The organism is Pseudomonas putida (genome assembly GCA_029953615.1).
Taxonomy (GTDB): Bacteria; Pseudomonadota; Gammaproteobacteria; order Pseudomonadales; family Pseudomonadaceae; genus Aquipseudomonas.
On the sequence record CP124529.1, the window covers coordinates 3,201,823 to 3,227,866 of the forward strand.

The 26,044-nt window shown below is 63.6% G+C and carries 27 protein-coding genes, 3 pseudogenes and 1 riboswitch; of the genes and pseudogenes, 18 read left to right on the forward strand and 12 right to left on the reverse strand.

Annotated elements, in window-relative coordinates; all coding sequences use genetic code 11:
• Positions 1-15 precede the first annotated feature (15 nt).
• The 6 genes and pseudogenes from hemA (at position 16) to QIY50_14695 (ending at position 5,363) form a co-directional block, all read left to right on the forward strand.
• Positions 16-1,293, forward strand: coding sequence for a glutamyl-tRNA reductase (gene hemA, locus QIY50_14670; GenBank protein WGV18701.1), 1,278 nt, complete (start codon positions 16-18; stop codon positions 1,291-1,293).
• Complete coding sequence (prfA, locus tag QIY50_14675; GenBank protein WGV18702.1) at positions 1,290-2,372, forward strand: peptide chain release factor 1; 1,083 nt, start codon at positions 1,290-1,292, stop codon at positions 2,370-2,372. Before hemA ends, prfA begins: the two co-directional genes overlap by 4 nt.
• Positions 2,372-3,202, forward strand: a complete 831-nt coding sequence (gene prmC, locus QIY50_14680) for a peptide chain release factor N(5)-glutamine methyltransferase (GenBank protein ID WGV18703.1) — start codon at positions 2,372-2,374, stop codon at positions 3,200-3,202. Before prfA ends, prmC begins: the two co-directional genes overlap by 1 nt.
• Positions 3,196-3,951, forward strand: coding sequence for a molybdopterin-synthase adenylyltransferase MoeB (locus QIY50_14685; protein ID WGV18704.1), 756 nt, complete (start codon positions 3,196-3,198; stop codon positions 3,949-3,951). The genes prmC and QIY50_14685 overlap by 7 nt, the downstream gene beginning before the upstream one ends.
• A pseudogene (gene murI, locus QIY50_14690) lies at positions 3,944-4,743 on the forward strand (glutamate racemase). The gene QIY50_14685 and the pseudogene murI overlap by 8 nt, the downstream one beginning before the upstream one ends.
• A gap of 101 nt (positions 4,744-4,844) precedes the next feature.
• A complete protein-coding gene (locus tag QIY50_14695; GenBank protein WGV18705.1) occupies positions 4,845-5,363 on the forward strand; it encodes an acyloxyacyl hydrolase in 519 nt (172 codons plus the stop codon).
• Positions 5,364-5,486: 123 nt separating this feature from the next.
• Here QIY50_14695 and QIY50_14700 read toward each other — a convergent pair whose 3' ends face one another.
• The 5 genes and pseudogenes from QIY50_14700 to QIY50_14720 form a co-directional block, all read right to left on the reverse strand.
• Complete coding sequence (locus QIY50_14700; GenBank protein WGV18706.1) at positions 5,487-6,185, reverse strand: SDR family oxidoreductase; 699 nt, start codon at positions 6,183-6,185, stop codon at positions 5,487-5,489.
• On the reverse strand, positions 6,182-7,624 hold the full coding sequence (gene phrB / locus QIY50_14705; GenBank protein WGV18707.1) for a deoxyribodipyrimidine photo-lyase: 1,443 nt from the start codon (positions 7,622-7,624) through the stop codon (positions 6,182-6,184). The genes QIY50_14700 and phrB overlap by 4 nt, the downstream gene beginning before the upstream one ends.
• Positions 7,615-8,514 (reverse strand): MerR family transcriptional regulator, encoded by a 900-nt coding sequence (locus QIY50_14710; protein ID WGV18708.1) that lies wholly within the window; start codon positions 8,512-8,514, stop codon positions 7,615-7,617. The genes phrB and QIY50_14710 overlap by 10 nt, the downstream gene beginning before the upstream one ends.
• Positions 8,504-9,472, reverse strand: a complete 969-nt coding sequence (locus tag QIY50_14715) for a DUF523 and DUF1722 domain-containing protein (protein WGV18709.1) — start codon at positions 9,470-9,472, stop codon at positions 8,504-8,506. The genes QIY50_14710 and QIY50_14715 overlap by 11 nt, the downstream gene beginning before the upstream one ends.
• A 95-nt stretch (positions 9,473-9,567) precedes the next feature.
• A pseudogene (locus QIY50_14720) lies at positions 9,568-10,555 on the reverse strand (NAD(P)/FAD-dependent oxidoreductase).
• A 187-nt stretch (positions 10,556-10,742) separates the two neighbouring features.
• Between QIY50_14720 and QIY50_14725 the strand changes: the two are divergent.
• Together QIY50_14725 and hemH are read left to right on the forward strand one after the other, a co-directional pair.
• Positions 10,743-11,648, forward strand: a complete 906-nt coding sequence (locus QIY50_14725) for a TIGR01777 family oxidoreductase (protein WGV18710.1) — start codon at positions 10,743-10,745, stop codon at positions 11,646-11,648.
• A gap of 13 nt (positions 11,649-11,661) precedes the next feature.
• Positions 11,662-12,675, forward strand: coding sequence for a ferrochelatase (gene hemH, locus QIY50_14730; GenBank protein WGV18711.1), 1,014 nt, complete (start codon positions 11,662-11,664; stop codon positions 12,673-12,675).
• A 132-nt stretch (positions 12,676-12,807) separates the two neighbouring features.
• Here the strand turns inward: hemH and QIY50_14735 are convergent.
• Together QIY50_14735 and upp are read right to left on the reverse strand one after the other, a co-directional pair.
• Positions 12,808-14,084 (reverse strand): annotated as a pseudogene (locus QIY50_14735) (uracil-xanthine permease family protein).
• Between the two features lie 2 nt (positions 14,085-14,086).
• The gene (gene upp / locus QIY50_14740; GenBank protein WGV18712.1) at positions 14,087-14,725 is read right to left on the reverse strand and encodes a uracil phosphoribosyltransferase; all 639 of its coding nucleotides are present in this window, start codon (positions 14,723-14,725) and stop codon (positions 14,087-14,089) included.
• 161 nt (positions 14,726-14,886) lie between these two features.
• Here upp and QIY50_14745 point away from each other — a divergent pair, with 161 nt between their 5' ends.
• The 4 genes from QIY50_14745 (at position 14,887) to QIY50_14760 (ending at position 16,838) form a co-directional block, all read left to right on the forward strand.
• Positions 14,887-15,444, forward strand: coding sequence for a hypoxanthine-guanine phosphoribosyltransferase (locus QIY50_14745; protein ID WGV18713.1), 558 nt, complete (start codon positions 14,887-14,889; stop codon positions 15,442-15,444).
• 2 nt (positions 15,445-15,446) lie between these two features.
• A complete protein-coding gene (locus tag QIY50_14750; GenBank protein WGV18714.1) occupies positions 15,447-15,920 on the forward strand; it encodes a WbuC family cupin fold metalloprotein in 474 nt (157 codons plus the stop codon).
• A gap of 88 nt (positions 15,921-16,008) precedes the next feature.
• Positions 16,009-16,479 (forward strand): hypothetical protein, encoded by a 471-nt coding sequence (locus QIY50_14755; GenBank protein ID WGV18715.1) that lies wholly within the window; start codon positions 16,009-16,011, stop codon positions 16,477-16,479.
• 68 nt (positions 16,480-16,547) lie between these two features.
• A complete protein-coding gene (locus QIY50_14760) occupies positions 16,548-16,838 on the forward strand; it encodes a PA4642 family protein (GenBank protein WGV18716.1) in 291 nt (96 codons plus the stop codon).
• A gap of 177 nt (positions 16,839-17,015) precedes the next feature.
• Here the strand turns inward: QIY50_14760 and mqo are convergent, their stop codons facing one another.
• Positions 17,016-18,524, reverse strand: coding sequence for a malate dehydrogenase (quinone) (mqo, locus tag QIY50_14765; GenBank protein WGV18717.1), 1,509 nt, complete (start codon positions 18,522-18,524; stop codon positions 17,016-17,018).
• 598 nt (positions 18,525-19,122) lie between these two features.
• Positions 19,123-19,356: a hypothetical protein gene (locus QIY50_14770; GenBank protein ID WGV18718.1), complete on the reverse strand. Its 234-nt coding sequence runs from the start codon at positions 19,354-19,356 to the stop codon at positions 19,123-19,125.
• 145 nt (positions 19,357-19,501) lie between these two features.
• Between QIY50_14770 and QIY50_14775 the strand changes: the two genes are divergently transcribed.
• Positions 19,502-20,086 (forward strand): YajG family lipoprotein, encoded by a 585-nt coding sequence (locus QIY50_14775; GenBank protein WGV18719.1) that lies wholly within the window; start codon positions 19,502-19,504, stop codon positions 20,084-20,086.
• A 169-nt stretch (positions 20,087-20,255) separates the two neighbouring features.
• Positions 20,256-20,516, forward strand: a complete 261-nt coding sequence (locus QIY50_14780) for a hypothetical protein (GenBank protein WGV18720.1) — start codon at positions 20,256-20,258, stop codon at positions 20,514-20,516.
• A 116-nt stretch (positions 20,517-20,632) separates the two neighbouring features.
• On the opposite strand, the gene QIY50_14785 is transcribed toward QIY50_14780, so the two are convergent.
• Positions 20,633-21,799: a 1-acyl-sn-glycerol-3-phosphate acyltransferase gene (locus tag QIY50_14785; protein WGV18721.1), complete on the reverse strand. Its 1,167-nt coding sequence runs from the start codon at positions 21,797-21,799 to the stop codon at positions 20,633-20,635.
• 125 nt (positions 21,800-21,924) lie between these two features.
• On the opposite strand from QIY50_14785, the gene QIY50_14790 reads away from it, so the two are divergent.
• From QIY50_14790 to QIY50_14805, 4 genes are all read left to right on the forward strand, one after another.
• Positions 21,925-22,110 carry a CPXCG motif-containing cysteine-rich protein gene (locus QIY50_14790; protein ID WGV18722.1) on the forward strand — a complete coding sequence of 62 codons (186 nt, stop codon included), beginning with the start codon at positions 21,925-21,927 and terminating at the stop codon, positions 22,108-22,110.
• Positions 22,110-22,370, forward strand: a complete 261-nt coding sequence (locus tag QIY50_14795; protein ID WGV18723.1) for a DUF2007 domain-containing protein — start codon at positions 22,110-22,112, stop codon at positions 22,368-22,370. The genes QIY50_14790 and QIY50_14795 overlap by 1 nt, the downstream gene beginning before the upstream one ends.
• A gap of 15 nt (positions 22,371-22,385) precedes the next feature.
• On the forward strand, positions 22,386-23,006 hold the full coding sequence (locus QIY50_14800; GenBank protein ID WGV18724.1) for an SOS response-associated peptidase: 621 nt from the start codon (positions 22,386-22,388) through the stop codon (positions 23,004-23,006).
• 199 nt (positions 23,007-23,205) lie between these two features.
• Positions 23,206-24,021 carry a M48 family metallopeptidase gene (locus QIY50_14805; protein WGV18725.1) on the forward strand — a complete coding sequence of 272 codons (816 nt, stop codon included), beginning with the start codon at positions 23,206-23,208 and terminating at the stop codon, positions 24,019-24,021.
• Between the two features lie 150 nt (positions 24,022-24,171).
• Here the strand turns inward: QIY50_14805 and QIY50_14810 are convergent, their stop codons facing one another.
• Together QIY50_14810 and QIY50_14815 are read right to left on the reverse strand one after the other, a co-directional pair.
• Positions 24,172-24,756 carry a TMEM165/GDT1 family protein gene (locus QIY50_14810; protein WGV18726.1) on the reverse strand — a complete coding sequence of 195 codons (585 nt, stop codon included), beginning with the start codon at positions 24,754-24,756 and terminating at the stop codon, positions 24,172-24,174.
• An 88-nt stretch (positions 24,757-24,844) separates the two neighbouring features.
• Positions 24,845-24,984: riboswitch (yybP-ykoY riboswitch) on the reverse strand.
• A gap of 39 nt (positions 24,985-25,023) precedes the next feature.
• Positions 25,024-26,022 carry a class I SAM-dependent methyltransferase gene (locus tag QIY50_14815; protein ID WGV18727.1) on the reverse strand — a complete coding sequence of 333 codons (999 nt, stop codon included), beginning with the start codon at positions 26,020-26,022 and terminating at the stop codon, positions 25,024-25,026.
• Positions 26,023-26,044 lie beyond the last annotated feature (22 nt).

Here is a 26,044-nt window from a genome sequence, read left to right on the forward strand (position 1 = left end):
AACCAGCGACCTTGCATGGCCTTTCTTGCACTTGGTATCAACCATAAGACTGCCTCGGTAGACGTACGCGAGCGCGTGGCGTTTACCCCAGAGCAGCTGGTAGACGCCCTGCAGCAGCTCTGCCGACTGACATCCAGCCGCGAGGCGGCGATCCTGTCGACCTGCAACCGTAGTGAGCTCTACATCGAGCAGGACCACCTGTCCGCCGATGCCGTGCTGCAATGGCTGGCCGACTATCACCGCCTCAGCCTGGACGAGCTGCGCGCCAGCGCTTACGTGCACGAAGAGCACGAGGCGGTGAAGCACATGATGCGGGTGGCCTCGGGCCTGGACTCGCTGGTGCTCGGCGAGCCGCAGATTCTCGGCCAGATGAAGTCCGCCTACGCCGTGGCGCGCGAGGCCGGCACCGTCGGCCCGTTGCTCGGGCGCCTGTTCCAGGCCACCTTCAGCGCCGCCAAGCAGGTGCGCACCGACACGGCCATCGGCGAAAACCCGGTGTCGGTGGCGTTTGCCGCGGTCAGCCTGGCCAAGCAGATCTTCAGCGACCTGGGCCGTAGCCAGGCCCTGCTGATCGGCGCCGGCGAAACCATCACCCTGGTCGCCCGCCACCTGCATGAGCAGGGCGTGCGCCGCATCGTCGTGGCCAACCGTACCCTGGAGCGGGCCAGCATCCTGGCCGAGCAGTTCGGTGCGCACGCGGTACTGCTGGCCGACATCCCCCAGGAACTGGCCAACAGCGACATCGTTATCAGCTCCACCGCCAGCCAGCTGCCGATCCTCGGCAAGGGCGCGGTCGAGAGCGCGCTGAAGCAGCGCCGGCACAAGCCGATTTTCATGGTCGACATTGCCGTACCGCGCGATATCGAAACCGAAGTCGGCGAACTGGACGACGTCTACCTGTACACTGTCGATGACCTGCACGACGTGGTGGCGGAAAACCTCAAGAGCCGCCAGGGCGCAGCCCAGGCCGCCGAAGAGCTGGTGTCGGTGGGTGCCGAAGACTTCATGCTGCGCCTGCGCGAGCTGGCTGCGGTGGATGTGCTCAAGGCCTATCGCCAGCAAAGCGAGCGCCTGCGCGACGAAGAACTGCAAAAGGCCCAGCGCCTGCTGGCCAACGGCGGCAACCCCGAAGAGGTACTGGCCCAACTGGCCCGGGGGCTGACCAACAAACTCCTGCATGCGCCCAGTGTGCAATTGAAAAGGCTCTCGGCCGAGGGCCGCCTCGATGCGCTGGCCATGGCCCAGGAACTCTTTGCCCTCAACGAGGGCTCGACGGACAAATCCCCGCAATGAAAGCGTCGCTGCTGAACAAACTGGAAATCCTCCAGGACCGCTTCGAAGAACTCACCGCACTGCTCGGTGATGCCGAGGTCATTTCCGACCAGACGCGCTTTCGCGCCTATTCCCGTGAATACGCCGAAGTCGAGCCGGTCTACGCTGCTTATAGAGAGTGGCGCAAAGTCCAGGACGACCTCGAAGGTGCCCAGGCGCTGCTCAAGGACAGTGACCCGGACCTGCGCGAAATGGCCGTGGAAGAAGTGCGTGAAGCCAAGGAACAATTGCTGACGCTGGAGTCGCAGCTGCAACGCATGCTGTTGCCCAAGGACCCCAACGACGGTCGCAACGTGTTCCTCGAAATTCGCGCCGGCACCGGTGGCGATGAGGCGGCGATCTTCTCCGGCGACCTGTTCCGCATGTATTCGCGGTACGCCGAAAAGCGCGGCTGGCGCCTGGAAATCCTCTCCGAGAACGAAGGCGAGCACGGCGGCTACAAGGAAATCATCGCCCGCGTCGAGGGTGAAAGCGTGTACGGCAAGCTCAAGTTCGAGTCCGGCGCGCACCGCGTACAGCGCGTGCCCGAGACCGAATCCCAAGGCCGTATCCACACCTCCGCGTGCACCGTGGCGGTACTGCCCGAGCCGGACGAACAGGCGGCCATCGAGATCAACCCGGCCGACCTGCGCGTAGACACCTATCGCGCATCCGGTGCCGGCGGCCAGCACGTCAACAAGACCGACTCGGCGATCCGGATCACCCACTTGCCTACCGGTATCGTGGTCGAATGCCAGGAAGAGCGCTCGCAGCACAAGAACCGTGCCCGCGCCATGTCCTGGCTGTCGGCCAAGCTCAACGACATGCAGACCAGCGCCGCGCAGAATGCCATCGCCACCGAGCGCAAGCTGCTGGTCGGCTCCGGTGACCGTTCCGAGCGTATTCGCACGTACAATTATCCACAGGGGCGGGTGACCGACCACCGTATCAACCTGACCTTGTACTCGTTGGACGACATCCTCGCCGGCGGCGTGGACGCGGTGATCGAACCGCTGCTGGCCGAATACCAGGCCGATCAACTGGCCGCCCTGGGGGACTGATGACCATCATCGCCAGCCTGCTGCGCAACGCGCAGTTGCCAGAATCGCCCACCGAGCGGCTGGATGCCGAGCTGCTGTTGGCCGCGGCCATCGGCAAATCGCGCAGCTACCTGCACACCTGGCCCGAGCGCATCGTCAGCAGCGAAGATGCCGAGACTTATGCCGGCTACCTGCAACGTCGCCGTGGCGGCGAGCCGGTCGCCTACATTCTCGGGCTGCAGGGCTTCTGGAAGATCGACCTGGAAGTGGCGCCGCATACCCTGATCCCGCGGCCGGATACCGAGCTGCTGGTCGAAGCCGCCCTTGAGCTGCAACCTGCCACGCCGGCCAAGGTCCTTGACCTGGGTACCGGCACCGGCGCGATTGCCCTGGCACTGGCCAGCGATCGTCCGGCCTGGCAGGTGAGCGCAGTGGACCGGGTCGAGGAGGCCGTCGCCCTGGCAGAGCGCAATCGCCAGCGGCTGGGCCTGGCGAACGTCCAGGTACGGCTCAGCCACTGGTTCGACAGCCTGGCCGGCGAGCGTTTCGACCTGATTGTCAGCAACCCGCCCTACATCGCCGCCGCAGACCCGCACCTGGTCGCCGGTGATGTGCGCTTCGAGCCCAGCAGCGCGCTGGTGGCCGGTGCCGATGGCCTGGACGACCTGCGCGAAATTGCCGCACAGGCTCCCGCCCACCTGGTGCAGGGTGGCTGGTTGCTGCTGGAACACGGCTACGATCAGGCTGCGGCGGTGCGCGCCTTGCTGACTGAACAAGGTTTCATCGAGGTCGCCAGCCGCACGGATCTGGGTGGCCATGAACGCATTACCCTGGGGCGCCTGCCATGCTGAGTGATCAGGAACTGTTGCGTTACAGCCGGCAGGTATTGCTGGCCCAGATCGACATCGACGGCCAGTTGCGGCTCAAGCAGAGCAAAGCGCTGATCGTAGGCCTCGGCGGCCTTGGCTCGCCGGTCGCCTTGTACCTGGCCGCTGCCGGGGTAGGTGAGCTGCACCTGGCTGACTTCGACACCGTCGACCTGACCAACCTGCAACGCCAGGTGATGCACGACAGTGCCAGCGTTGGCATGAGCAAGGTCGACTCGGCCTTGCAGCGCTTGCAGGCGATCAACCCGGAAATCAGTCTGGTTGCCCATCGCCAGGCCCTGGACGAGGACTCGCTGGCGGCCGCTGTGGCAGCGGTCGACCTGGTGCTGGACTGCTCTGACAATTTCGCTACCCGCGAGGCGGTCAACGCCGCCTGTGTCGCGGCAGGCAAGCCGCTGGTCAGCGGTGCGGCGATCCGCCTGGAAGGGCAGTTGTCGGTGTTCGACCCACGGCGTGACTACAGCCCTTGCTACCACTGCCTGTACGGTCATGGCAGCGAAGCCGAACTGACCTGCAGCGAAGCCGGCGTTATCGGCCCGCTGGTGGGGCTGGTGGGTAGCCTGCAGGCGCTGGAGGCGATGAAGCTGCTGGCCGGGTTCGGCGAGCCGCTGGTGGGCCGCCTGCTATTGATCGATGCGCTCGGCACGCGTATCCGCGAATTGCGGGTCAAGCGCGACCCGGCCTGTGCAGTCTGTGGCAAGCGCGATGGCTGAGCGTTCGGCGCCGGTTGGCGTGATGGACTCCGGGGTCGGCGGCTTGTCGGTGCTAGCCGAGATCCAGCGCCTGTTGCCCAACGAGACGCTGCTGTACGTGGCCGATTGCGGCCACATACCCTACGGCGAGAAGTCGCAGGACTATATCCGTGAGCGTCTCCGGCGCATTGCTGGGTTCTTCCATGAGCAGGGCGCCAAGGCCATGGTACTGGCCTGCAATACCGCCAAACGGTGGCGGCAGTGGCCGACCTGCGGGAGTTGTATCCGACCTGGCCGCTGGTGGGCATGGAGCCGGCGGTGAAGCCTGCGGCTGCCGCCACGCGCTCGGGCGTGGTCGGTGTGCTGGCCACCACCGGTACCCTGCAGAGCGCCAAGTTCGCCGCGCTGCTCGACCGCTTTGCCAGCGATGTACAGGTCATTACGCAACCTTGCCCGGGGCTGGTCGACCTGATCGAGACCGGCGACCTGGGCAGCCCGGCGCTGCGCCAGTTGTTACAAGGTTATGTGCAGCCGTTGCTGGCCGCTGGCTGCGACACGCTGATTCTCGGCTGCACCCATTACCCCTTCCTGCGCCCATTGCTGGCCTGCATGGTGCCAGCCGATGTGGCCATCATCGACACCGGCGCCGCGGTGGCCCGCCAGCTGCAGCGGCTGCTGGGCACGCAAAACCTGCTGGCCGAAGGCCCGGCCCGGGATACCCGCTTGTGGACCAGTGGAGATCCACAATCTCTCAGAAATATCCTGCCCCTGCTGTGGCATAAGTCGGACAGTGTGCAAAGCTTTTCACTGTGAAAAAAACGTGAAATGAAGCTGAACTATCGTGCCACTGCCGTTTTCTACCGCCTTGCCTGAGATGAGGCGGACACTAATAACAGCAAAGAAGGATGTTGCTCATGAAGAAGCTGCTTGGCTTGGCGGCGGCTGCCGCCTTCACCCTGGGGCACTCGCTGTCGGCGCAGGCTGCCGACGTTTCGTTTTCGGTTGGGCAGACCGGCGACTCGACCATGGTCTACCGGTTGGGGCTGCAATCGAATTGGGAAGCGAGCTGGTGGCAGACCAGCGTCGGGCGCCTGACGGGCTACTGGGATGGGGCCTACACCTATTGGGACGGTGACGAGACTGCAAGCAACCACAGCCTGTCGTTTGCTCCGGTGTTCGTTTACGAGTTTGCCGGGGAGTCGGTGAAGCCTTACATAGAGGCGGGGATCGGTGTGGCGGCATTCTCCAGCACCGAGCTGGAAGACAACGAGCTGGGCTCGGCATTCCAGTTCGAGGACCGCATCGGCTTCGGTCTGCGCTTTGCCGGTGGGCATGAGATTGGCGTGCGGGCGATTCACTATTCCAACGCGGGCATCAAGCAGCCCAACGATGGGGTGGAGAGCTATAGCCTGCATTACCGCATGGCGCTCTGAGCTCTCCTGGGCCGGCCTCTTCGCGGGTGAACCCGCTCCCACAGGTACACAACTGGACTCAAGGTGCAGGGAGTACTGTGGGAGCGGGTTTACCCGCGAAGAAGCCGATGCCGATTTCAGATGCTATCGCATCAACGGCCACAGGCTACTGAGATCCAGAGCCTCCAGCACCAGCTCCGGCTCCCCCTGCGGCCAGCGCCGCAGCAGCTCTTCGGCCGCACTCTGCGGCGTCCACGCTTCCAGTATTGCCTGCGCCGGCGTGACAGGTGTCTTTAACGACTGGGGGCCCACCACCGTCAGCTCAACCCCCTGAGCCTTCAACGCCTGACGCTGCTCGCGCATCCATTGCGGCATGCTGTTCCAACCCGCAGTCACCTGCGTCGGCGCATACAACTGCAACGCCGAATGACGGTTGAACACCGCCATCACCTGCGGTGAGTCGCCCTTCGCCAGCAACGGCAGCGCATTGGCCAGGCAATGCTCGCCGGCCAACTGGTTGCCAGTGACGATCGCCTCGAACAACTCGCTGTCCGCCACGTCGTCCGCCAGGTAATCGCTGGTGCCGGCGTTGATGATCAAGCCGTCCAGCGCGCACCAGGCATGGCATATCTGCTGGCTGGCCTGGGCCGCCTGCTGTTCTTCATGCAGCTGCCAGGGCAAGCGCAACAATTGGCTGCCATAACGCGCCGCCAAGGCATCCAGTGCCTCGCTGTGTTTGCCGCTGGCCGCTACCCGGTGCCCTCCAGCGAGCAACGCTTCCACCAGTGCCAGGCCTAGTCCATTGCCGGCGCCCGTTACCCAGATACTGCGTGCATTATTCAAGATAGCGCCCTCTGATCCTGCTGGCGCGGGAGGCCCTTGAATGCCTCCAGTGCGCGCTGGCGACTGCTGTCGAGATCGACGATTGGACTGTAGTAGGACTGTCTGACAAAAAGATCGGCTGATCTTACGGGAAGATGAATGGCTTTTTCATCCATTCCCTGCAACTCCGGCAGCCAGTGGCGAATGAAACGCCCCTGCGGGTCGAAACGCTGCGACTGTGTAACCGGGTTGAAAATACGGAAATAGGGCACTGCGTCAGTTCCAGTGGACGCGCTCCACTGCCAGCCACCGTTGTTGGCGGCCAAGTCGCCGTCTATCAGGTGGCGCATGAAATGCCGTTCGCCCTTGCGCCAGTCGATCAGCAGGTTCTTGGTGAGGAACATGGCCACGATCATGCGCAGGCGGTTGTGCATCCAACCGGTGTTCAGCAGTTGGCGCATGGCTGCATCGATGATCGGGAAGCCGGTACGGCCCTGTTCCCAGGCTTCGAGGTCGGCCGGTGCATCGCGCCAAGGCAGGGCTTCGGTCTGGGCGCGGAAGGCGCGGTGGCGCGAGACCTGTGGATAACCGGTCAGGATGTGTTTGTAGAACTCGCGCCAGAGTAGCTCGTTGATCCAGGTTTGCACGCCGCTGCTGCCGCTGTCGAACTCGCCGCGATTGCTCGCCAGGGCGCCATGCAGACACTGGCGTGGCGAGATCACGCCGGCGGCCAGATAGGCGGAGAGCTGGCTGGTGCCGGGCCTGGCAGGCAAGTCACGCAGCTGTTGGTAGTCGTCGATGGTTTCGTCGAGAAAACGGGTCAGCCGCGCCTGAGCTTCGGCTTCGCCGGCCGGCCAGTGGTCGCGCAGGGCTTGCTCAGGTTTTTCGAAGCCGTCCACGTGCTCGGGGATCGGGTCGCTGCTGACTTGCAGCGGTGCCTGGCGTTTTACCCGGTGGGCCAGGGCAGGGAGGCCGCGGTGCAGGTGCTCCAGGCAGCTCTTCTTGAACTGGCTGAACACCTGGAAGTAGTCGCCGCTGCGGGTAAGGATGGTGCCCGGGCGGAACAGCAGCTGGTCGAGATGGCTGTGGGCCTGGATGGCCGACCTTTCCAGCAGCGCGCGGGTGGTGTCGTCGCGGCGTTGCTCGTGGATGCCGTACTCCTCGTTCCAGTGCACGCTTTGCACCTGATGCTGGCGGCAGACGTCGAGCACGGCCTGTGGGGCCTGGTCCCAGGTGTCGATCCTGCGGATCAGCAGGGGGATGTTCAGGCGCTCCAGCGACTGGCGCAGGTCGCGCAGGTTGCGCAGCCAGAAGTCGACTTTGCAGGCGGCGTCGTCATGAGCCCGCCATTGCCCAGGGCTGACCAGCCACAGGGCCAAGGTAGGACCGCGCTCGCTGGCGGCGCTGAGGGCGGTGTTGTCGTCGATGCGCAGGTCGCTGCGCAGCCAGGTCAATTGCATGATGGGTCCATTGCCGCAGGTGGCCGGTCGTTGCGCTGAAGCAACCGCAAGGCTGCCTGTGGGGTATCGAAGAGCGAGAGGTCGGGATGGTCGAGGTTGCGCAGTTGGGCTTCGTGCATCGCCAGTGTTGAACCACCCAGGAGGATGGGTAGCGACACATTGCCCAAGGTGCGCTGCAGTGCCTTTGCATCGATGCGCGGCCCCAGGTGCAGGACAATCGCGCGGGCCTTGAGGGCAATGGCCGCATGGCTGACCTGGGCGCCGGCGATAGGGTGCTCCAGCACTTCGACCGCAATACCGTTGTTGGTCAACAGCCAGGCGCAAAGCCACAGGTCCGGGTTGAACCCGCGCTCGTGGTCATCGGCCAGCAACACCGGCGGGCCTTGCAGCAACTGGTTGTCGTGATAAACCCGGGCCCCCAGCTTGCTCCGCAGCCAGGTGTGGAAAAAAGCCTGTTCCACCCGGGCATTGAAGTAGTTGCGCCAGCGCAGTTCGAGTATGTCCAGCAGCGGCAACAACAATTGCTCGCACAGGGTTACGGCCGGGTACAGCGCCATGGCCTGGTTGAGCTGTTGGTCGAGGGCGCGCTGCGACAGGTTGGCGATGGCGTCGACCAACTGGAACTGCCGGGTCTGCCAGTCGCCTCTGGGCGGCGTAGTGGGAGGTTTGTCCAGTAGCTCGCGGACCTGGCCGACCGAAGCGCCACGCTGCAGCCAGGCGAGGATCGCCTCGACGCGCTCGACCTGGTCCAGCGGATACAGGCGATGTCCCTTCGCCGTACGCTGGGGCTTGAGCAAGCCGTAGCGTCGCTCCCAGGCGCGCAAGGTGACCGGGTTGACGCCGGTGCGGCGGGCCAGTTCGCCGATGGGCAGCAGGATCTCAGACAGCATTGCGCAGCCCCAGGTTTTCGGGGTGTGGCTGCAGGTAAGCCTGCTGCTGCAAATACGGGTCGGGGTGCTTGCGCAGATGGTGCTTGAGCAGGGTCAGCGGTACCACCAGCGGCACCACACCTTGCCGGTACTGGTTGATGATGGCCTGCAGCTCGGCTTTGTCCTGTGGGGTCAGGGCTTCTTTGAAGTAGCCACTCAGGTGCTGCAGCACGTTGCCATGGGTGCCACGGCTGGCGCAGCGGCGCAGGGCCTGCATCAGCTGGCTGAAATAGCGCGGGCCGATACTCTGCGGGTCGTCATCCCGATTCATGCTGCCAAGCAAACGCCCCAGGGTGCGATAGGCCTGGGGGTTGTTGGCCATCAGCAGGTATTTGTAACGCGAGTGGAATTGCACCAGGGCACCCCGGCTCAGGCCCTCGGCCAGCAGGCGTTGCCAGTCAGCGTAGGCGTACACGCGGCTGATAAAGTTCTCGCGCAGGACCGGGTCGTGCAGACGGCCTTCTTCTTCCACCGGCAGGTCCGGGCGGCGGGCGCAGAATGCCTGGGCATAGGCGCCACGCCCGCCATTGATGGCCGGGTGGCCATTGCTCTGGTAGACCTTGACCCGCTCCAGGCCGCAGGACGGCGATTTCTGCATGAAGATGTAGCCGCAGATGCCGTCCAGTTCGCCGGCCATCTGCTCGCCGTAGGTGCGCAGTGGGCCGGTCAGGTCCATGCCCGGGTTGCGTGTGCCGACCACTTCCGGTTGCTCGGGGTCGCCCACCAGGCGGATCGGGTCGCGAGGTACGCCAAGGCCGATGGCCACCTCCGGGCACACCGGCAACCAGTCGAAGTGTTCCTCGAGCTGCGTGCGGCACAGATCAGAGGCCTTGTGGCCGCCGTTATAGCGCACGCTGTGCCCGGTCAGGCAGGCGCTGATGGCGATGCGCGGCTTGCTGTGGGCGGATGGGTCGTGCATGGCTGCCTCCATAAACTTGTACGCACGTCGAAACTTGTACAAGTTTATTCCAGCACAGCCTGGAACTTATGCAAACCTGTTTTTTTGTATAACCATCATTCCAAGTGTTCGAGCAGCCGCCGTGCTGCCTCTTGGCCACTAAGCCAGGCGCCCTCGACACGGCCGGACAGGCACCAGTCGCCGCAGGCGTACAAGCCTTGGTCTGCATCGGCCAGCGCGCCCCATTCATGGTTGCTGCTCGGGCGTGCATACAACCAGCGGTGGGCCAAGGCAAAAGCAGGTGCCGGCACCACGCAGCCGACCAGTTCGGCAAATTCGCCCCACAGTTGTTCGATTACCTTTTCCTTGGGCAGATCGATGTGTTGCCGGCTCCAGTCCGGTGTGGCGTGCAGTACCCACGTGTCGCACTTCTCGTCACGCCCTGGCTTGCTGCGGTTGCGCGCCAGCCAGTCGAGCGGGTTGTCCTGTACGAAACAGCCTTGCATCGGCGTGTCCAGCGCGGCCTCGAAGGCCAGGGCGACGGCCCAGGTGGGTTCCATCTGCACGCCGGCGGCCACGGCAGCGAGCTTGGGCGTAGAGGCCAGCAGCGGGGTGGCCTGGGGTGCCGGCACGGCAATCACCACGCGGCTGTAGGGGCCGTGGCTGCAGCCTTCGGTGTCCTGCAGGTGCCAGTACTGCTTGCCGCGGAACACCTCGGCGATGCGGCATGCCGAAGTTGACCGTCACGTCCTTGAGCAGGCCGCGGGTGATTGCGCTCATGCGCGGCACGCCTACCCAACGTGTCTGCTCGTCGGGGGAGGGGCTAAGTTCACCATCGCGGTAGTTGTACAGCTGTGGCTTCCATTGCTCGGCCCAACCAGCGGCAACCCACTGTTGTACCTGCTCGACGAAGCGTCGGTCACGAGCGGTGAAATACTGAGCGCCGAGATCCAGCGCGCCGACTTCGCTGCGTTTGCTGGCCATGCGCCCGCCACTGCCGTGGCCTTTGTCGAACAAATGCACGGATTGCCCGGCCTTCTGCAAGGCCTGGGCGGCTGACAAGCCGGCGATACCGGCCCCGATGATGGCAATAGGTACTGTCATGATGGCCTCTTCAAACCTTGCTGTAAGCAGACTACGCTGTCAGGCAAACCTGTACAATGCTCAAATGTTGTATAAGTATATTCCGTGTTGGCAGGCAGGTTGGCCTATGTTTATCCGAGAGCGTCGGGTCAAAAAAGTGCCTTGATGTTAAAAATAGACCACCGCCGCATTCTGCGAGGACACAGCCATGCATATATTGCTGACAGGCGGCACCGGATTGATTGGCAAGCACCTGTGCCAGTACTGGCTCGGCCAGGGTCATCGCCTGACGGTATGGAGCCGGCGACCTGAGCAGGTGCCGAGAATATGTGGTAACGGCGTGCGTGGCATCGCCCGCCTGGAGCAGCTGGAGGCGGATGATCAGCTGGACGCAGTGATCAACCTGGCTGGCGCGCCGATTGCCGACCGGCCCTGGACAGCCGCCCGGCGCAACCTGCTGTGGGCCAGCCGCGTCACCCTCACCGAGCAGTTGCTGGCCTGGTTGGGTACCCGTGAACAGCGCCCGCAAGTGCTGATCTCTGGCTCTGCGGTGGGCTGGTACGGCGACGGTGGCGAGCGCGAGCTGACCGAGGCGTCACCGCCGGTGCGCGAAGATTTCGCCAGCCAGCTGTGCATCGCCTGGGAAGAGACAGCTCTGCGTTCCCAGGCCCAGGGCATTCGCGTGGTGCTGGTACGTACCGGGTTGGTGCTGGCCAGTGATGGCGGCTTTTTGTCGCGCCTGCGCCTGCCCTTCAAACTGGGGCTGGGCGGGCCTTTGGGCGACGGGCGGCAATGGATGCCCTGGGTCCATATAGACGACCAGATCGCCCTGATTGATTTTCTCTTGCAGCACAAGGATGCCAGCGGTCCTTATAATGCCTGCGCCCCCGAGCCGGTGCGCAACCGCGAGTTTGCCAGGTGCCTGGGCCGCGCCTTGCACCGGCCGGCGTTGCTGCCTGTGCCGGCACTGCTGCTCAAGGCCGGGCTGGGCGAGCTGTCGACCCTGCTGCTCGGCGGCCAGCGCGCTCGCCCGGTACGTTTGCTGGCGGCAGGCTTCACCTTCCGCTTCAACGATTTGCAATCGGCCCTGGACAACCTGTCCAGCCGCCTCTGACATAGGACGCTGCATGACCGATCACGCCCTGCTGCTGGTCAACCTGGGTTCCCCGGCCTCCACCTCGGTGGCCGACGTGCGCCGCTATCTCGACCAGTTCCTCATGGACCCTTATGTGGTCGATCTGCCATGGCCGCTGCGGCGCCTGCTGGTGTCGTTGATCCTGATCAAGCGCCCGGAGCAATCGGCGCATGCTTATGGCTCGATCTGGTGGGAAGAGGGTTCGCCGCTGGTGGTGTTGACCCGTCGCTTGCAGGCGGCGATGGTCGAATACTGGCCCCATGGCCCGGTGGAGATTGCCATGCGCTATGGCCAGCCGGCCTTGCCCGAGGTGCTGGAGCGTCTGGTAGCACAGGGTGTGCGCAAGGTGACCCTGGCGCCGCTGTACCCACAGTTCGCCGACAGCACGGTGACCACTGTGGTGGAGCTGGCGAAACAGACGGTAAGCGAACGCCAGCTGCCGTTGCAGATGCGCGTGCTGCAACCATTTTACGAACACCCGGATTACATCGAAGCGCTGGCGGCCAGCGCCCGGCCGTACCTGGAGCAGGACTACGACCACCTGTTGCTGAGCTTTCATGGTTTGCCGGAGCGGCACCTGAAGAAGCTCTACCCGACCGGCAAGCATGACCTGCGCGCGGCGGATTGTTGCGAAGGTGCCAGTGCCGAGGTGCGTGCGGTGTGTTATCGCGGGCAGTGTCTGGCCACGGCCAAGGCTTTTGCGCAGAAGCTGGGCATACCGGACGGCAAGTGGTCGGTATCGTTCCAGTCGCGGCTCGGGCGCGACAAGTGGATCGAACCCTACACCGAAACCCGGCTGGACGAACTGGCCGAGGCCGGAGTGAAGCGGTTGCTGGTGATGTGCCCTGCGTTCGTTGCCGATTGCATCGAGACGCTGGAAGAGATCGGCATGCGCGGCAGCGAGCAGTTCGTCGAGGCTGGCGGGCGGGAGCTGGTGCTGGTGCCGTGCCTGAATGATCACCCGGAGTGGGTGAAAGCGCTGGCTGGGATGTGCGAGAAAGCCTGACTTTCAGGTTGCCTGTACCGGCCTCTTCGCGGGCTTGCCCGCTCCCACAGGTTTTGCACAATGCCAGAGGGCAGTGGAGTACCTGTGGGAGCGGGCAAGCCCGCGAAATGGCCAGACCAGGTTAAAGCAGGATCAAGGCAACTGATCATCCAGCTTCTTGTGCTTCCAGCCATCATTGCCCGGCAAGATCAGGTTCAGGGCGATAGCCACGATGGCACACAGGGCGATGCCCTTCAGGCCCCAGTCATCCGGGCCGTCACCGCTGCCGATCAGCACGCCGCCGATACCGAACACCAGGGTGACCGACACGATCACCAGGTTGCGCGCTTCGGCCAGGTCGATCTTGTGGCGGATCATGGTGTTCATGCCCACCGCCGCGATCGAGCCGAACAACAGGCACAGGATGCCGCCCATCACCGGTACCGGGATGCTCTGCAGCAGCGCGCCGAACTTGCCGATGAAGGCCAGGGTGATGGCGAAGACCGCCGCCCAGGTCATGATCTTCGGGTTGTAGTTCTTGGTCAGCATCACCGCGCCGGTAACTTCGGCATAGGTGGTGTTGGGCGGGCCGCCGAACAGGCCGGCTGCGGTTGTGGCCAGGCCGTCACCCAGCAGGGTGCGGTGCAGGCCGGGCTTCTTCAGGTAGTCACGGCCGGTCACGCTGCCGACCGCGATCACCCCGCCGATGTGCTCGATCGCCGGTGCCAGGGCAACCGGGACGATAAACAGGATGGCCTGCCAGTTGAACGCCGGCGCGGTGAAGTTCGGGATCTCGAGCCACGGTGCTGCCGCGATCCTGGCGGTATCGACCACGCCAAAGGCGAACGACAGGGCAAAGCCGACCAGCACGCCGGCAATGATCGGTACCAGGCGGAAGATGCCCTTGCCGAACACGGCGACGATCAGTGTGGTCAGCAGGGCCGGCATCGAGATCATCATGGCGGTCGTGTACGGCACCAGCACGCTGCCGTCACCGGCCTTGCCCATCGCCATGTTGGCGGCGAAATCGGCGCCATGGCCAGGCCGATGGAGATGATCACCGGGCCGATTACCACCGGTGGCAGCATGCGGTCGATGAAACCGGTGCCTTTGATTTTCACCATCAGGCCCATGAAGGTGTACACGAAGCCTGCGGCCATCACCCCGCCCATGGTCTCGGCCAGGCCGAACTGGCCCTTGGCGAGGATGATCGGAGTGATGAAGGCAAAGCTCGAGGCCAGAAACACCGGTACCTGGCGGCCGGTGACCAGCTGGAACAGCAGGGTGCCGATGCCGGCGGTGAACAACGCGACGTTCGGGTCGAGGCCGGTGATAAGTGGCATCAGCACCAGCGCGCCGAATGCCACGAAGAGCATCTGCGCGCCCGAAACGACCTGGCGCCAGAGCGGGTCGTTGAAGCCGTCCTGCATGATCAGGCGTCCTTTTGCTTGGTGCCGAAGATCTTGTCACCGGCATCGCCCAGGCCTGGCACGATGTAGCCGTGTTCGTTCAGGCGCTGGTCGATCGAGGCGGTGTAGATCTGCACGTCCGGGTGGGCTTTTTCCACTACTTCGATGCCTTCTGGCGCGGCGACCAGGACCATGGCGCGGATTTCTTTGCAGCCGGCCTTCTTCAGCAGGTCGATGGTGGCGACCATCGAGCCGCCGGTAGCGAGCATCGGGTCGATGATCAGGGCCAGGCGCTGGTTGATGTCCGGCGCGAGCTTTTCCAGGTAGGTGTGGGCTTCGAGGGTTTCCTCGTTGCGGGCAACGCCGACGGCGCTGACCTTGGCACCCGGGATCAGGCTGAGCACGCCGTCGAGCATGCCGATACCGGCGCGCAGGATCGGCACCACGGTAATCTTCTTGCCGGCGATTTTTTCAACTTGCACCTTGCCGCACCAGCCCTCGATCTCGTAGGTTTCGAGCGGCAGGTCCTGGGTGGCTTCGTAGGTCAGGAGCGCGCCGACTTCCTGGGCAAGTTCGCGAAAATTCTTGGTGCTGATATCGGCACGGCGCATCAGGCCGAGCTTGTGGCGGATCAGCGGATGGCGGATCTCACGAGTAGGCATAGGGGGCTCCGAAAGGCGGGCAAAAAAACCGCGCTAGATTAATCTATTCAGCCTGTGCTGTCGTCTGGTCATTCTGGACGTTAGTCCATAAATGCTTGATCTGAGGCGAGCGGATGCGTACCTTTGCCCGCTTTTCCAAAATGCACCCCCCGGAGAGCGCCATGTCCGCCGATCTCGAGCATATCCGTCAAGTCATGCGGGAAGCTGACTGCCTGTACACCGAAGCCGAAGTCGAAGCGGCCATCGCCAAAGTCGGCGAGCAGATCTGCAAGGACCTGCACGACAAGAACCCGGTGGTGTTCTGCGTGATGAACGGCGGCCTGATCTTCTCCGGCAAACTGCTGACCCACCTGCAGTTCCCGCTGGAAGCCAGCTACCTGCACGCCACGCGCTACCGCAACCAGACCAGTGGCGGCGAGCTGTTCTGGAAGGCCAAGCCGGAAGTGTCGTTCATCGACCGTGACGTGCTGATCGTTGACGACATCCTCGACGAAGGCCACACCCTCAGCGCCATCATCGAGTTCTGCAAGCATGCCGGGGCGCGCTCTGTGCACACCGCGGTACTGATCGACAAGGACCATGACCGCAAGGCCAGCCCGGAGCTCAAGGCCAACTACGTGGGCCTGCCGTGCGTCGACCGCTACATCTTCGGTTACGGCATGGACTACAAAGGCTACTGGCGCAACGCCAACGGCATCTTCGCCGTAAAGGGGCTGTGATCATGCGCCAGCCTGCGTTCATCGACCAGTCGCTGTTCGCCGGGCTGGCCGCAAGGGCTGCCGCCAACCCGCGCGGGCGGCAGCACCACAATTTCCATGAGATGGAAGAGCCATGCCACCGCATGGCGGTCGGGTTGCAACCAAGTACCTACATCCCGCCGCATCGCCACCTCAGCGACGACAAGGCCGAGGCCCTGATCGTGCTCAAGGGGTGCCTGGGCCTGCTGATTTTCGATGAGCAGGGCGCGGTGACTGACAAACGCGTGCTACGGGCCGGTGGTGACTGCCTCGGCGTGGACCTGGCGCCCGGCACCTACCATGGGCTGGTGGTGCTGGAGCCGGACAGCATCCTGTTCGAGTGCAAGGCCGGCCCATACCGGCCGGTGGGCGAGGGCGAGCATGCGCACTGGGCGCCGCGCGAAGGTGAAGAAGGCGTGGCCGAGTACCAGTCCTGGATGCTCGCGCAGTTCGATTGATGTTGACTGTACCGGCTCCTACAGGGCGATAGGGTCATACGCCCCAGGCACTCCATGCTAGAGTGCTCCTTCATCCAAGGAGCCTCACATGCGTGCGTTTCTTCCCCTCCTGCTGGCGATCAGCCTGCCACTCGCCGCCGCACCGCTGCACAGCCAGTTCCTGCCACCTGACGACCAGTCACTGCGCCAGGAAGCGCCGACCGGCCAGCAATTGCTGCAAGTGACCGACTACTCGGTGGTCGTGGGTACCCAGCGCCAGTCCGACCAACAGCCGATCCCGATCACCTCGTCGCTGCAGGTACGCCTCAAAGGCAAGCCGCTGAGCAAGGGCGCGACCATTTCCCAGGTGCTGCTGACCTTCGACGGTGAGGCCGCCAAGAGCCTGAAGAAGCCTGTGTACGACGAGAAAACCCGCACCCTGAGCCTGAATTACCCGGTCAGCGACTACCGGGTGATCATGGACCTGCTGCGCAACGAGACCCTGTATGTGCAGTTTCTCACGTACGCCAACGGCCACGTCTGGGCCGACCTGCACACCGGGACCGTACGTACGCGTTGAGGCGTCCGGGCTGCGGGGGGTACACTGCCGACCTTGGAAATTTCGTGATGGTCCAGTTGGAGTCGGCAATGCGTAAAGACAAGAAACAGGTAATCGGTGACGAGATCAGTGACGACTATATCAAGGCGTTCCTTCAGTTCGAGCCGGCCGATGGCGTGACCTCGCCGTCGCTGCACAAGCTGGTCAAGGCATACCGTGGCCTGCGCATCGACGATTTCGAGCGTTTTGTCGGCTTCTTCGTCGAGGCCGGGCTGGACCTGGATGGCAAGGACGAGCATGGCAAGACCTTTGTCGAGCAGATTGCTGACCAGCGCAATGCGGCGGAGTACATCGAGATCATCGCCAACGCCCGTGGCTGATCGTTAGCCTGCGCCGGCCTCTTCGCGGGCGCGCCCGCTCCCACAGGGATGGTACAGAGCCTGAGGGCGGCGCCGAACCTGTGGGAGCGGGCATGCCCGCGAAGAGGCCGGCACAGGTTGGTGAGTAACCAGGCACAAAAAAACGCCCCGAGGGGCGTTTTTTCGTTACCAGCCGAATCAGGCGTAATGCTTGGCCGCCGGGCTGCTTTCCACCAGGTCCAGAGCCGCGTCGTTGTCGGCGCTGATCTTGTGGTACAAGGCAGCATCGGTCGCCAGGGTCTTCTCGCGAGCCGGGAAGATTTCCTTGAGCTTGGCAGCCCAGGCACCTTTGGCCTGCTCGGGGAAGCAGCGTTCGATCAGTTCCAGCATGATCGACACGGTTACCGAAGCACCCGGCGATGCGCCGAGCAGTGCAGCCAGGCTGCCGTCCTGGGCCGATACCAGCTCGGTACCGAACTGCAGCACGCCGCCTTTCTTCGGGTCTTTCTTGATGATCTGCACGCGCTGACCAGCCACTTCCAGGCGCCAGTCTTCGGCTTTGGCTTGTGGGTAGAAGCGACGCAGGGCTTCCAGGCGCTGTTCCATCGATTGCATCACTTCGCTGACCAGGTACTTGGTCAGGTCCATGTTGTCACGGGCCACGGCCAGCATCGGGCCAATGTTGCCCATGCGCACCGACAGCGGCAGGTCCATCAGCGAACCGTGCTTGAGGAACTTGGTGGTAAAGCCGGCATAGGGGCCGAACAGCAGCGATTTCTTGCCATCGACCACACGGGTATCCAGGTGCGGTACCGACATCGGTGGGGCGCCGACCGCGGCCTGGCTGTAGACCTTGGCCTGGTGCTGCTTGACGATTTCCGGGTTGTCGCAACGCAGCCACTGGCCGCTGACCGGGAAGCCGCCGAAGCCTTTGCTTTCCGGAATGCCCGACAGCTGCAGCAGCGGCAGGGCCGCGCCACCTGCGCCGAGGAAGACGAAGCGGGCGTCCACTTCACGGCTGCCGCCGCTGTTGACGTCCTTGATGCTCACGGTCCAGCCCTTGCCGTTACGGCGCAGGCCAACGACCTTCTTGCTGTACTTGACCTGGGCGTCCTGCGAGTCGCCCAGCAGTTTCAGCAGCTTGTTGGTCAGGGCGCCGAAGTTGACGTCGGTACCCTTGAGCACGCGGGTGGCGGCGATGTGCTGGTCGGCCGGGCGGCCCGGCATCATCAGCGGCATCCAGTCGTTCATCACGGCCTTGTCTTCGGTGTATTCCATGTCGGCGAAGGCATGGTGCTGCTTGAGCAGCTCATAGCGCTTCTTGAGGAAGGAAACACCCTTGTCACCCTCAACGTAGCTCAGGTGCGGGACAGGGTTGATGAAGGCACGCGCCGGGCCGAAGTTGCCCTTCTTGCTCAGGTAGGCCCAGAACTGGCGCGAAACCTCGAACTGGGTGTTGATGTGCACGGCCTTCTTGATGTCGATGCTGCCATCGGCGGCCTGGGGCGTGTAGTTAAGCTCGCACAGGCCGGCATGGCCGGTGCCTGCGTTGTTCCAGGGGTTGGAGCTTTCCGCGGCTCCGGAGTCCATCGCCTCCACGACCTCCAGCTTCAGGGTCGGGTCGAGCTCCTTGAGCAGTACGGCCAGGGTGGCACTCATGATGCCCGCGCCTACCAGTACCACATCAACCGATTCGTTCTGCGCCATTTAACGCGTCTCCACAATCTACAGCTACCTAATTGACAGCACAGGACCTGGGTTCGCCAGGTTCGCCATGTCCGACTTTTCGCAGTTCTTGCAACTTCCGCGGACACCGCCAATCAGTCTTCGGGCTCAGTATTGAACGCGGTTTGCCACGGGTGCGGCAATTCGACTTATGGTCAAGGTGTCGTGCGTGCGTTATGGAACGGCTCAGACACTCATACGGGATGAGCGCATTTGCCGCCTGTTCAGGGCTGTTCGGGACACATCTGCCGCTTTTGCACATGCCAGACTGTTCATTTGCTCGCCACACTCTTGTGAAGTTGTGAAAACCGTTTTTTCACGCTCTTTTGGAGACGTGAACCTCAAAAGGGGACTGCGCGATGGCAACCCGCAGGTTCATGCAGTGTGAAGGGCCGGAAAGCAGGCACGACAGCCGATGCAAGACCTGAGTGGAAGGCTCTCTGTGGGCGAAGCGTTGAAGTTGCCGGGGTCAATCGGCGAGTGCGGGGCCCGATCAGGAGACGTCCTTATAATCGGGGGGAGATTATAGCGATGTCGCGGGCAGAAATGTCGCCATTCGTGGTTTTTATTGCAGCGTTTGTCAGGCCGCGAGGATGCGCTGGTGCCAGCGGCGGCTTGCGCGGGCGCAAACCCGGGCGCTGGCGGGTAGCTCGCGGCCCAGCCAGGCAAGCTGGATTTCGCCGACCTGGACCCAGCCGCTGCCGCCGGGCGCCTGGCTGCATTGCTTGAAGGCCAGGCATTTGCCGTCGGCGTCGAGGCGGGCATAGGCATTGTGGCGCGGGCGTTGGAAGAGCAGGGTCCAGAGCGAGGCCATGGCGACGAGTCCTTTGCGTTAGGGCTTGGCGCAAGGATAAGGGCGTGGCGATGAAACGATTGTGACAAGCGGGGCGGACCGATGACTGGTCGATGCGTGGCTAGGTATACTGTGGGCCTTCGCCGCTTTTTCTGGAGTAACGCGCATGTTGCAACGTCTGTTGTTCGGTTTGATCGCCGTGGCCAGCCTCAGCCTGGCCGGTTGTGCCCACAGCCCGCAACAACTCAACCCGCAACCCACGCTCAAGGCCCAGCTCGCCCCGGTCGGCCATGGCCAGCCGGTCGTGGTCCGGGTGGTTGACGGCCGGGCCTCGCAGTCCCTGGGCACTCGCGGTGGCATGTACCCCGAGACCAGCACCATCAGCGTCAGCGGTAACGACATCGTGCCCAAGCTGCAGGCCCAGGCCGAAGCTGCGGTGCGCCTGCTCGGCTTCACCCCTACGCCGAACGCCTACAACGCGCCGCAGCTGACCGTGACCCTGGCCGAGCTGAAGTACCAGTCGCCGAAAGACAACCTGTACGTGACCGAGGCTACTATCGGTGCCACCTTCCGTGCCGACGTGTCCAATGGCGGCCGCCGCTACAGCGGCCGTTACGGCGCTTCGCTGGACCAGCGTTTCGGCATGGCGCCGAACCAGGAAACCAACACCCAGCTGGTGGGCGATGTGCTGAGCGATGCCCTGACCCGCATGTTCAAGGACCCGACCATCGGTCAGGTGCTGGGGCAGTAAGCCTTCTGCGGTAAAACAAAACCCGCTGCCTGTGTTCCAGGCAGCGGGTTTTTTGTTGCCTGGGCGGCTGTCAGATGAAACTTGATGACGTTTGTCGCCAAGGTCGGGTGTGAAGCTGTGAGTTGGGTAGAATGCGGGCCTTTGCCGTCGCTCACATCGAGGTTGCGTGATGTCCTTGCAAGTGCTGTGGGGGTTCCTGGCCGCCCACCCGACCAAGTTGATCAATCTGCTGGCGCTGCTGCTGACCTGCCCGGGCGGGTTGTTGCTGCACAGTGCGCGGCGGCGCGAGGCCGAGACCCGCGAATACATGGCAATGGGTGAGGGGGTAGTGGACGCGTTCGACCTGCGGGTACCGCGGTACTTCTATATTCTCGGTTTTTCGTGCCTGGCGATGGCGCTGCTGCTGTCCTGGTTCAGTACCTGGATTTGAGATTTCAGGGCCGCTTTGCGGCCCATCGCGACACAAGGCCGCTCCTACAGGGGATCGCGGATACCTGTAGGAGCGGCCTTGTGTCGCAATGGGCTGCAAAGCAGCCCAAGGATCGATCAGGCAACCGGTGTCTGCTGCCTGACCTGGTACTGGTTGCGCACCGGGGTCGCATACTGCAACACCAGGTACGGCCGCTGCTCCTCTGGGCAGGCATCCAGGCGGCGTTGCCATTCTTCCTTCGCCCGGGCCAGCTCATCAGCCGGGAACACCTTCTCGGCGCTCGGCACCTGCAGCGCCTCATCCTTGCCGTCCCACATGGCATAGGCCAGATAATGCACCGGGAACAGCCGGTAGCCACCAAGGATCTGCCGGTCGATTTCCGCTGCCAGCTGCTTGGTGTCTTCGTGGTACTCGGTCACTGGCGGGGCGAAGTTGATGTGCACCCGGCCCTTGTAACCGGTAATGCCCTTGGCGATGCTGTTGTCGTCCTCGCCTGGCGCCTTCTTGTAGGTGCCGGTGGTGGCGCGGATGTACAGCTCGCGGGCCTTGGCCTGGTCGCACGGGTCGTATTCGTAGCTGATCGACACCGGCGTCAGGTTCAGGCTCTGGATCACCGCGCCGAACGGCTCGTCCTTGCGGCTCATGTGGAACATCTTGAGGATCGCCGAATCGGTGCGGTCGTCACCGTCCTTGGCCCGGCCTTCGGCCTGGGCGATCCAGATTGAGGTGGCGTCGTTGCGGATCGAGTGGTTGATATAGGCCGAAAGCAACTGGTAGGCCGCCAGCTTCTCGCGGCGCCCACTGATCGAACGGTGCACGATGAAGCTCTTGTTCAGGCGCATCATGTCGCTGACAAACGGTTTTTGCAGCAGGTTGTCGCCAATGGCGATGCGCGGCGTGGGCAGGCCGGCGTGGTACACCGCATAGTTGACGAAGGCTGGGTCCATGACAATGTCACGGTGGTTGGCCAGGAACAGGTAGGCGGTGCCGGCCTTGAGCTGCTCTACGCCCGAATAGGTGACGCCGTCGGTGGCGCGGTCGATGGTCTGGTCGACGTAGTACTCGACTTTGTCCTGCAGGGTCGAGACACAGGTGACGCCGGCGAACTCCTTGCGCAGGCGGCGGGCGATCAGCGGTTTGAGCAACCAGCCGAGAGCACCGGCCGCGCGCGGGAAGCGGAAGTGGGTGAGGATATCGAGGAATGCCGGGTCGCTGAGCAGGCGTGCCAGAACGGCAGGGACCTCAGCGTCGTCGTACGGTCGGATGGCATCGAATTCGCCCATCATGCTCTCTTGTTGGAAACGGCTAGGGTAATAAGGTAGGGACGGGCTCCGAAAAACGGCTCGGACACACACAGGCCCTGTAAATAGACCGGCAATTATACGCATAAGTCACTGCGGAGACCTCGATGCTGGAAACCGACTTCTATGATTGCCCTTATTGTGGCGAGCGTGTGGAAACCACTGTTGACCTGTCAGGCGGTGACCAGGTCTACACCGAGGACTGCCAGGTGTGCTGCCAGCCTGTGGTGTTCATTCTGCAGGTGCATGGTGACGAATGGATGCTCGACGTCCGCCGTGAGGACGATGCCTGATGCAGCGTATCTACGAACCGGAAAGCCTGCTCGAGGCGGAAATGCTGGCGGGCATGCTCGCCAGCGAGGGGATCGAGGCGCACCTGGTCGGCCGTGACCTGGTCGGTGCTGCCGGCGAGTTGCCGCTGCAGGGCCTGCTGGGGCTTGCGGTGGCTGACGAGCAGGCCGAGTACGCACGGCAACTGATCGATGCGTACAATGACGCCCAGCCACTGGTTGGCGACGAACCGGAGAGTTTCCCCGGTACCTTGATCTGCTAGGTTCTTAATTCGCCCATGTGTGGACGTTATGCCCTGTTTCGCTGGCCTCAGGCCCTTGCCAGTCTGCCGGGGTTTCCCGTCGGCCAGCCAGCCCAATGGAACATCTCGCCGGGGGGCTCGGTGCTGATCCAGCGCCAGCTCGACGGCCAGCTGCAATTGGCCAAGGCGCGCTGGGGGCTGACCCCGGCCTGGCTCACCGACCTTTCCCGTACCCCCGCCCATGCCCGCGCCGAGACCCTGGCCGAGCAGCCGATGTTTCGTGACGCGCTTCGTCAGCGCCGCTGCCTGATGCCGGCCAACGGCTTTTACGAATGGCGTGGCAGCGTGCGCAAGCGCCCGTACTGGCTGACCCCGGGGGAGGGCGCGTCGCTGTACTTCGCTGCCGTGTGGGAGGCTTACCCGGTGCAGGACCAGGTGTGGCTGAGTTGCGCGGTGGTGACCCAGGCGGCGATGAACCAGCGCCGGCCGCTGATACTGGACGAGGCCGGGCAGGCGGCCTGGCTTGACCCGGACACGCCGCTGACCCGCTTGCACGAGCTGCTGGCCAGCCCGCCGGCGACGTTGCGTGAGCGGGCCCTGGCGAATTTCGTCAATGACCCGAAGCTGGATGCGCCAGAGTGCCTTACCCCGGCTTGAGGGGTTGCCTGTACCGGCCTCTTCGCGGGCGCGCCCGCTCCCACAGGTATTACACTGACCTCAGGCTGATGGCATTCCCTGTGGGAGCGGGCATGCCCGCGAAAAGGCCGGTACAGGCGAAGAAAATCTTCCATGCGGCTATGGCGGCCCACCGGCGAGTCAGCCTAGGATACGGCGCATGTAGAAAGGGAGTGTTTTCATGCGTAAGTCTTTTGTCGTCAGCCTGTTGAGTGCTGGCATCCTGCTAGCCGGCTGCCAGGCGGTGAATACCACCAGCGGCGGAGCTGTCGGCGTCGAGCGCAAGCAGTACATGTTCAGCATGCTCTCGACCGATGAGGTCAACCAGATGTACGCCCAGTCGTACCAGCAGACCCTGGGGGAGGCATCGAACAAAGGCGTGCTCGACAAGTCCAGCGCCGATGCCAAGCGTGTGCAGGTCATTGCCAACCGCCTGATCGCCCAGGCGCCAAAGTTCCGCCCGGATGCCGCGCAGTGGAACTGGGAAGTCAACGTGATCAAGAGCGACGAGCTCAACGCCAACTGCGGCCCGGGCGGCAAGATCATCGTCTACACAGGGCTGATCGACCAGCTCAAGCTCACCGATGCGGAAATTGCTGCGGTGGTGGGCCACGAGATCGCCCATGCCCTGCGTGAGCACAGCCGCGAGGCAATGTCCAAGGCGTATGGCGTGGAAATGGCCCGCCAGGGGGCCGGTGCCATCTTTGGCCTCGGCCAAGGTGGCATGGCCATGGCCGATACCGTGGTGAACTATGCCATGACCTTGCCCAACAGCCGGGCCAACGAGAACGAAGCCGACCTGATCGGTCTGGAGCTCTCGGCGCGTGCCGGTTACGACCCGAATGCCGCGATTACCCTGTGGAACAAGATGAGCCAGGCTTCCGAAGGTGCACCGCCTGAGTTCATGAGCACTCACCCGGCGTCGCAGAGCCGCATTGCTTCGCTGCAGGCGGCGATTCCGAAGGTGATGCCGTTGTATCAGGCGGCCAGGAAGTAAACCCCGGCTTCCAGATGCTTACCCCTTGCAGGAGCAGCCTTGTGCTGCGAAAGGGCCGGTATGAGCACCACATGTCCTGGTGCCTGTACCGGCCTCTTCGCAGCGCAAGGCTGCTCCTACAGGTTCGGCATCAGCCTGTCGTCTTTCGGGTTACCCCACCCAGCCACTGGCCTTCATCGCCGAATAAACGGCCACGATCGCCAGCACGAAGAACGCCGTGGCCGCCAGGCGACGGATCAGCGTCAACGGCAGTTTGTCCGCCGCGAAGTTACCCGCCAGTACCACCGGCACGTTGGCAATCAACATGCCCAGGGTGGTGCCGATAATGACCATGATCAGGTGCGGATATTGCGCAGCCAGCATCACCGTGGCGACCTGGGTCTTGTCACCGATTTCAGCCAGGAAGAATGCGATCAGCGTGGTCAGGAACGGCCCGAAGCGGCGTGCCGGGTTTTCGTCGTCATCCATCTTGTCCGGTACCAGGGTCCACAGCGCAGTGGCGGTGAAGCTCGCGGCCAGAATCCAGTGCAGTGCCGAGTCACTGAAGAAGCTGCCGATCCACGCGCCCACGGCACCGGCCGCGGCATGGTTGGCCAGAGTGGCGGCGATGATACCGGCGATGATCGGCCAGGGCTTGCGGAAGCGGGCCGCGAGAATGAGCGCGAGCAATTGCGTCTTGTCGCCGATTTCGGCGAGCGCAACGATGGCGGTGGGGACCAACAGAGATTCCAGCATCAGGATTCCTACGGGGGCGGGTCGACACGGCTATGACACGTACAGCCTCCCCGCCCCGGGTAAGGTGTGCGTGTCATAGGTCTTGTCAAACCCTGGATCCGTCTATGCGGATCTCGCCATGCAGGCTGGCATGGTGGGTCGCACGCGCCATGGTCTGTGGACCAAGTATGTTGACGCGTACCGGGCGAGCTGGGCGCTCGCGGGAGACTACTCCCCTAGGACGGTGCGGATTCTGCCTAGGCAAAACGCTTTCGGCAAGCGCTGTTTTTAGCCGTGTGTTGCCCGGTAGATGCGGAAGCCATCGGCCTCGTCGCGTACCTGACAGTTGCCCAGTGCCCCTTCGATCAGCGGCTGGTAGCGCAGGAAGCTGTTGGCAACCAGGCGCATTTCGCCACCTTTTTGCAGATGAACGGCCGATTTTTTCAGCAGGTTTTCCGATGCCTGGTAGTTGGTGTGCACCCCGGTATGGAACGGTGGGTTACTCAGGATCAGGCTCAACCCGGTCGGCGCCGCGTCGATGCCATCGCCGCTGATCACTTCGCCTTCCAGACCATTGGCGGCCAAGGTCAGGCGGCTGGCGGCCACGGCGAAGGCATCCACGTCCAGCAAAGTCACCCGGCTTTGTGGATAACGGCGTTTGACCGTGGCGCCCAGCACCCCGGCGCCGCAGCCAAAGTCCAGCACATGGCCGCTCGGCAGGCCATCCAGGTGCTTGAGCAGCAGGGCGGTACCGCGATCGAGGCGGCCATGGCTGAACACACCGGGCAGGCTGACCACCTGCAACGGGCCGTCTTCCAGGCTGAGCTCGAAGCGTTCGGCCAGGCTTTCCAGGGGTTTGGCCTCTGGCGCGTGCTCGATGGTCACCTGCCACAGCTGGCAATGGCGGGCGCTGTCGAGCTTGCGCGGCTTGCCGAAGGCCTGCAGCTGCTTGGCCGCGCCTTCGATGCCACCGCGTTTTTCGCCGACCAGGTACAGCTCGCGGCCGGCCAGGCGCGAGGCCAGGGCGTTGAGCAGGTAGGCGGCCAGTTCACGGGACTTGGGCAGGAACAGCACGGCACTTTCAAAAGCCACTTCAGGGGGCTCGACCGCATAGTGGCTGCGGCCGGCGAAGCGGCTTTCGAGCACGGCCTGGTCGCCCGCATGCCAGGTCCAGGCCTGGGCCTGGGGCAACTGGGCGAGCGGGCCGTCGGCGGGGGCGCCGGCGAGCAGCAGCGGCCCCTGGAACAGCTCTGCCTGGCGGAGCAACACTTCACTGCGCGGGTCCATGGACGACGCCTCCTGGAAAAAA

What these genes read in the sequence shown, in the direction of transcription:
- hemA (WGV18701.1), top strand. Translation starts at nt 16, where the DNA reads ATGGCCTTTCTTGCACTTGGTATCAACCATAAGACTGCCTCGGTAGAC.
- prfA (WGV18702.1), top strand. Translation starts at nt 1,290, where the DNA reads ATGAAAGCGTCGCTGCTGAACAAACTGGAAATCCTCCAGGACCGCTTC.
- prmC (WGV18703.1), top strand. Translation starts at nt 2,372, where the DNA reads ATGACCATCATCGCCAGCCTGCTGCGCAACGCGCAGTTGCCAGAATCG.
- QIY50_14685 (WGV18704.1), top strand. Translation starts at nt 3,196, where the DNA reads ATGCTGAGTGATCAGGAACTGTTGCGTTACAGCCGGCAGGTATTGCTG.
- QIY50_14695 (WGV18705.1), top strand. Translation starts at nt 4,845, where the DNA reads ATGAAGAAGCTGCTTGGCTTGGCGGCGGCTGCCGCCTTCACCCTGGGG.
- phrB (WGV18707.1), bottom strand. Translation starts at nt 7,624, where the DNA reads ATGCAATTGACCTGGCTGCGCAGCGACCTGCGCATCGACGACAACACC.
- QIY50_14710 (WGV18708.1), bottom strand. Translation starts at nt 8,514, where the DNA reads ATGCTGTCTGAGATCCTGCTGCCCATCGGCGAACTGGCCCGCCGCACC.
- QIY50_14715 (WGV18709.1), bottom strand. Translation starts at nt 9,472, where the DNA reads ATGCACGACCCATCCGCCCACAGCAAGCCGCGCATCGCCATCAGCGCC.
- QIY50_14725 (WGV18710.1), top strand. Translation starts at nt 10,743, where the DNA reads ATGCATATATTGCTGACAGGCGGCACCGGATTGATTGGCAAGCACCTG.
- hemH (WGV18711.1), top strand. Translation starts at nt 11,662, where the DNA reads ATGACCGATCACGCCCTGCTGCTGGTCAACCTGGGTTCCCCGGCCTCC.
- upp (WGV18712.1), bottom strand. Translation starts at nt 14,725, where the DNA reads ATGCCTACTCGTGAGATCCGCCATCCGCTGATCCGCCACAAGCTCGGC.
- QIY50_14745 (WGV18713.1), top strand. Translation starts at nt 14,887, where the DNA reads ATGTCCGCCGATCTCGAGCATATCCGTCAAGTCATGCGGGAAGCTGAC.
- QIY50_14750 (WGV18714.1), top strand. Translation starts at nt 15,447, where the DNA reads ATGCGCCAGCCTGCGTTCATCGACCAGTCGCTGTTCGCCGGGCTGGCC.
- QIY50_14755 (WGV18715.1), top strand. Translation starts at nt 16,009, where the DNA reads ATGCGTGCGTTTCTTCCCCTCCTGCTGGCGATCAGCCTGCCACTCGCC.
- QIY50_14760 (WGV18716.1), top strand. Translation starts at nt 16,548, where the DNA reads ATGCGTAAAGACAAGAAACAGGTAATCGGTGACGAGATCAGTGACGAC.
- mqo (WGV18717.1), bottom strand. Translation starts at nt 18,524, where the DNA reads ATGGCGCAGAACGAATCGGTTGATGTGGTACTGGTAGGCGCGGGCATC.
- QIY50_14770 (WGV18718.1), bottom strand. Translation starts at nt 19,356, where the DNA reads ATGGCCTCGCTCTGGACCCTGCTCTTCCAACGCCCGCGCCACAATGCC.
- QIY50_14775 (WGV18719.1), top strand. Translation starts at nt 19,502, where the DNA reads ATGTTGCAACGTCTGTTGTTCGGTTTGATCGCCGTGGCCAGCCTCAGC.
- QIY50_14780 (WGV18720.1), top strand. Translation starts at nt 20,256, where the DNA reads ATGTCCTTGCAAGTGCTGTGGGGGTTCCTGGCCGCCCACCCGACCAAG.
- QIY50_14785 (WGV18721.1), bottom strand. Translation starts at nt 21,799, where the DNA reads ATGGGCGAATTCGATGCCATCCGACCGTACGACGACGCTGAGGTCCCT.
- QIY50_14790 (WGV18722.1), top strand. Translation starts at nt 21,925, where the DNA reads ATGCTGGAAACCGACTTCTATGATTGCCCTTATTGTGGCGAGCGTGTG.
- QIY50_14795 (WGV18723.1), top strand. Translation starts at nt 22,110, where the DNA reads ATGCAGCGTATCTACGAACCGGAAAGCCTGCTCGAGGCGGAAATGCTG.
- QIY50_14800 (WGV18724.1), top strand. Translation starts at nt 22,386, where the DNA reads ATGTGTGGACGTTATGCCCTGTTTCGCTGGCCTCAGGCCCTTGCCAGT.
- QIY50_14805 (WGV18725.1), top strand. Translation starts at nt 23,206, where the DNA reads ATGCGTAAGTCTTTTGTCGTCAGCCTGTTGAGTGCTGGCATCCTGCTA.
- QIY50_14810 (WGV18726.1), bottom strand. Translation starts at nt 24,756, where the DNA reads ATGCTGGAATCTCTGTTGGTCCCCACCGCCATCGTTGCGCTCGCCGAA.
- QIY50_14815 (WGV18727.1), bottom strand. Translation starts at nt 26,022, where the DNA reads ATGGACCCGCGCAGTGAAGTGTTGCTCCGCCAGGCAGAGCTGTTCCAG.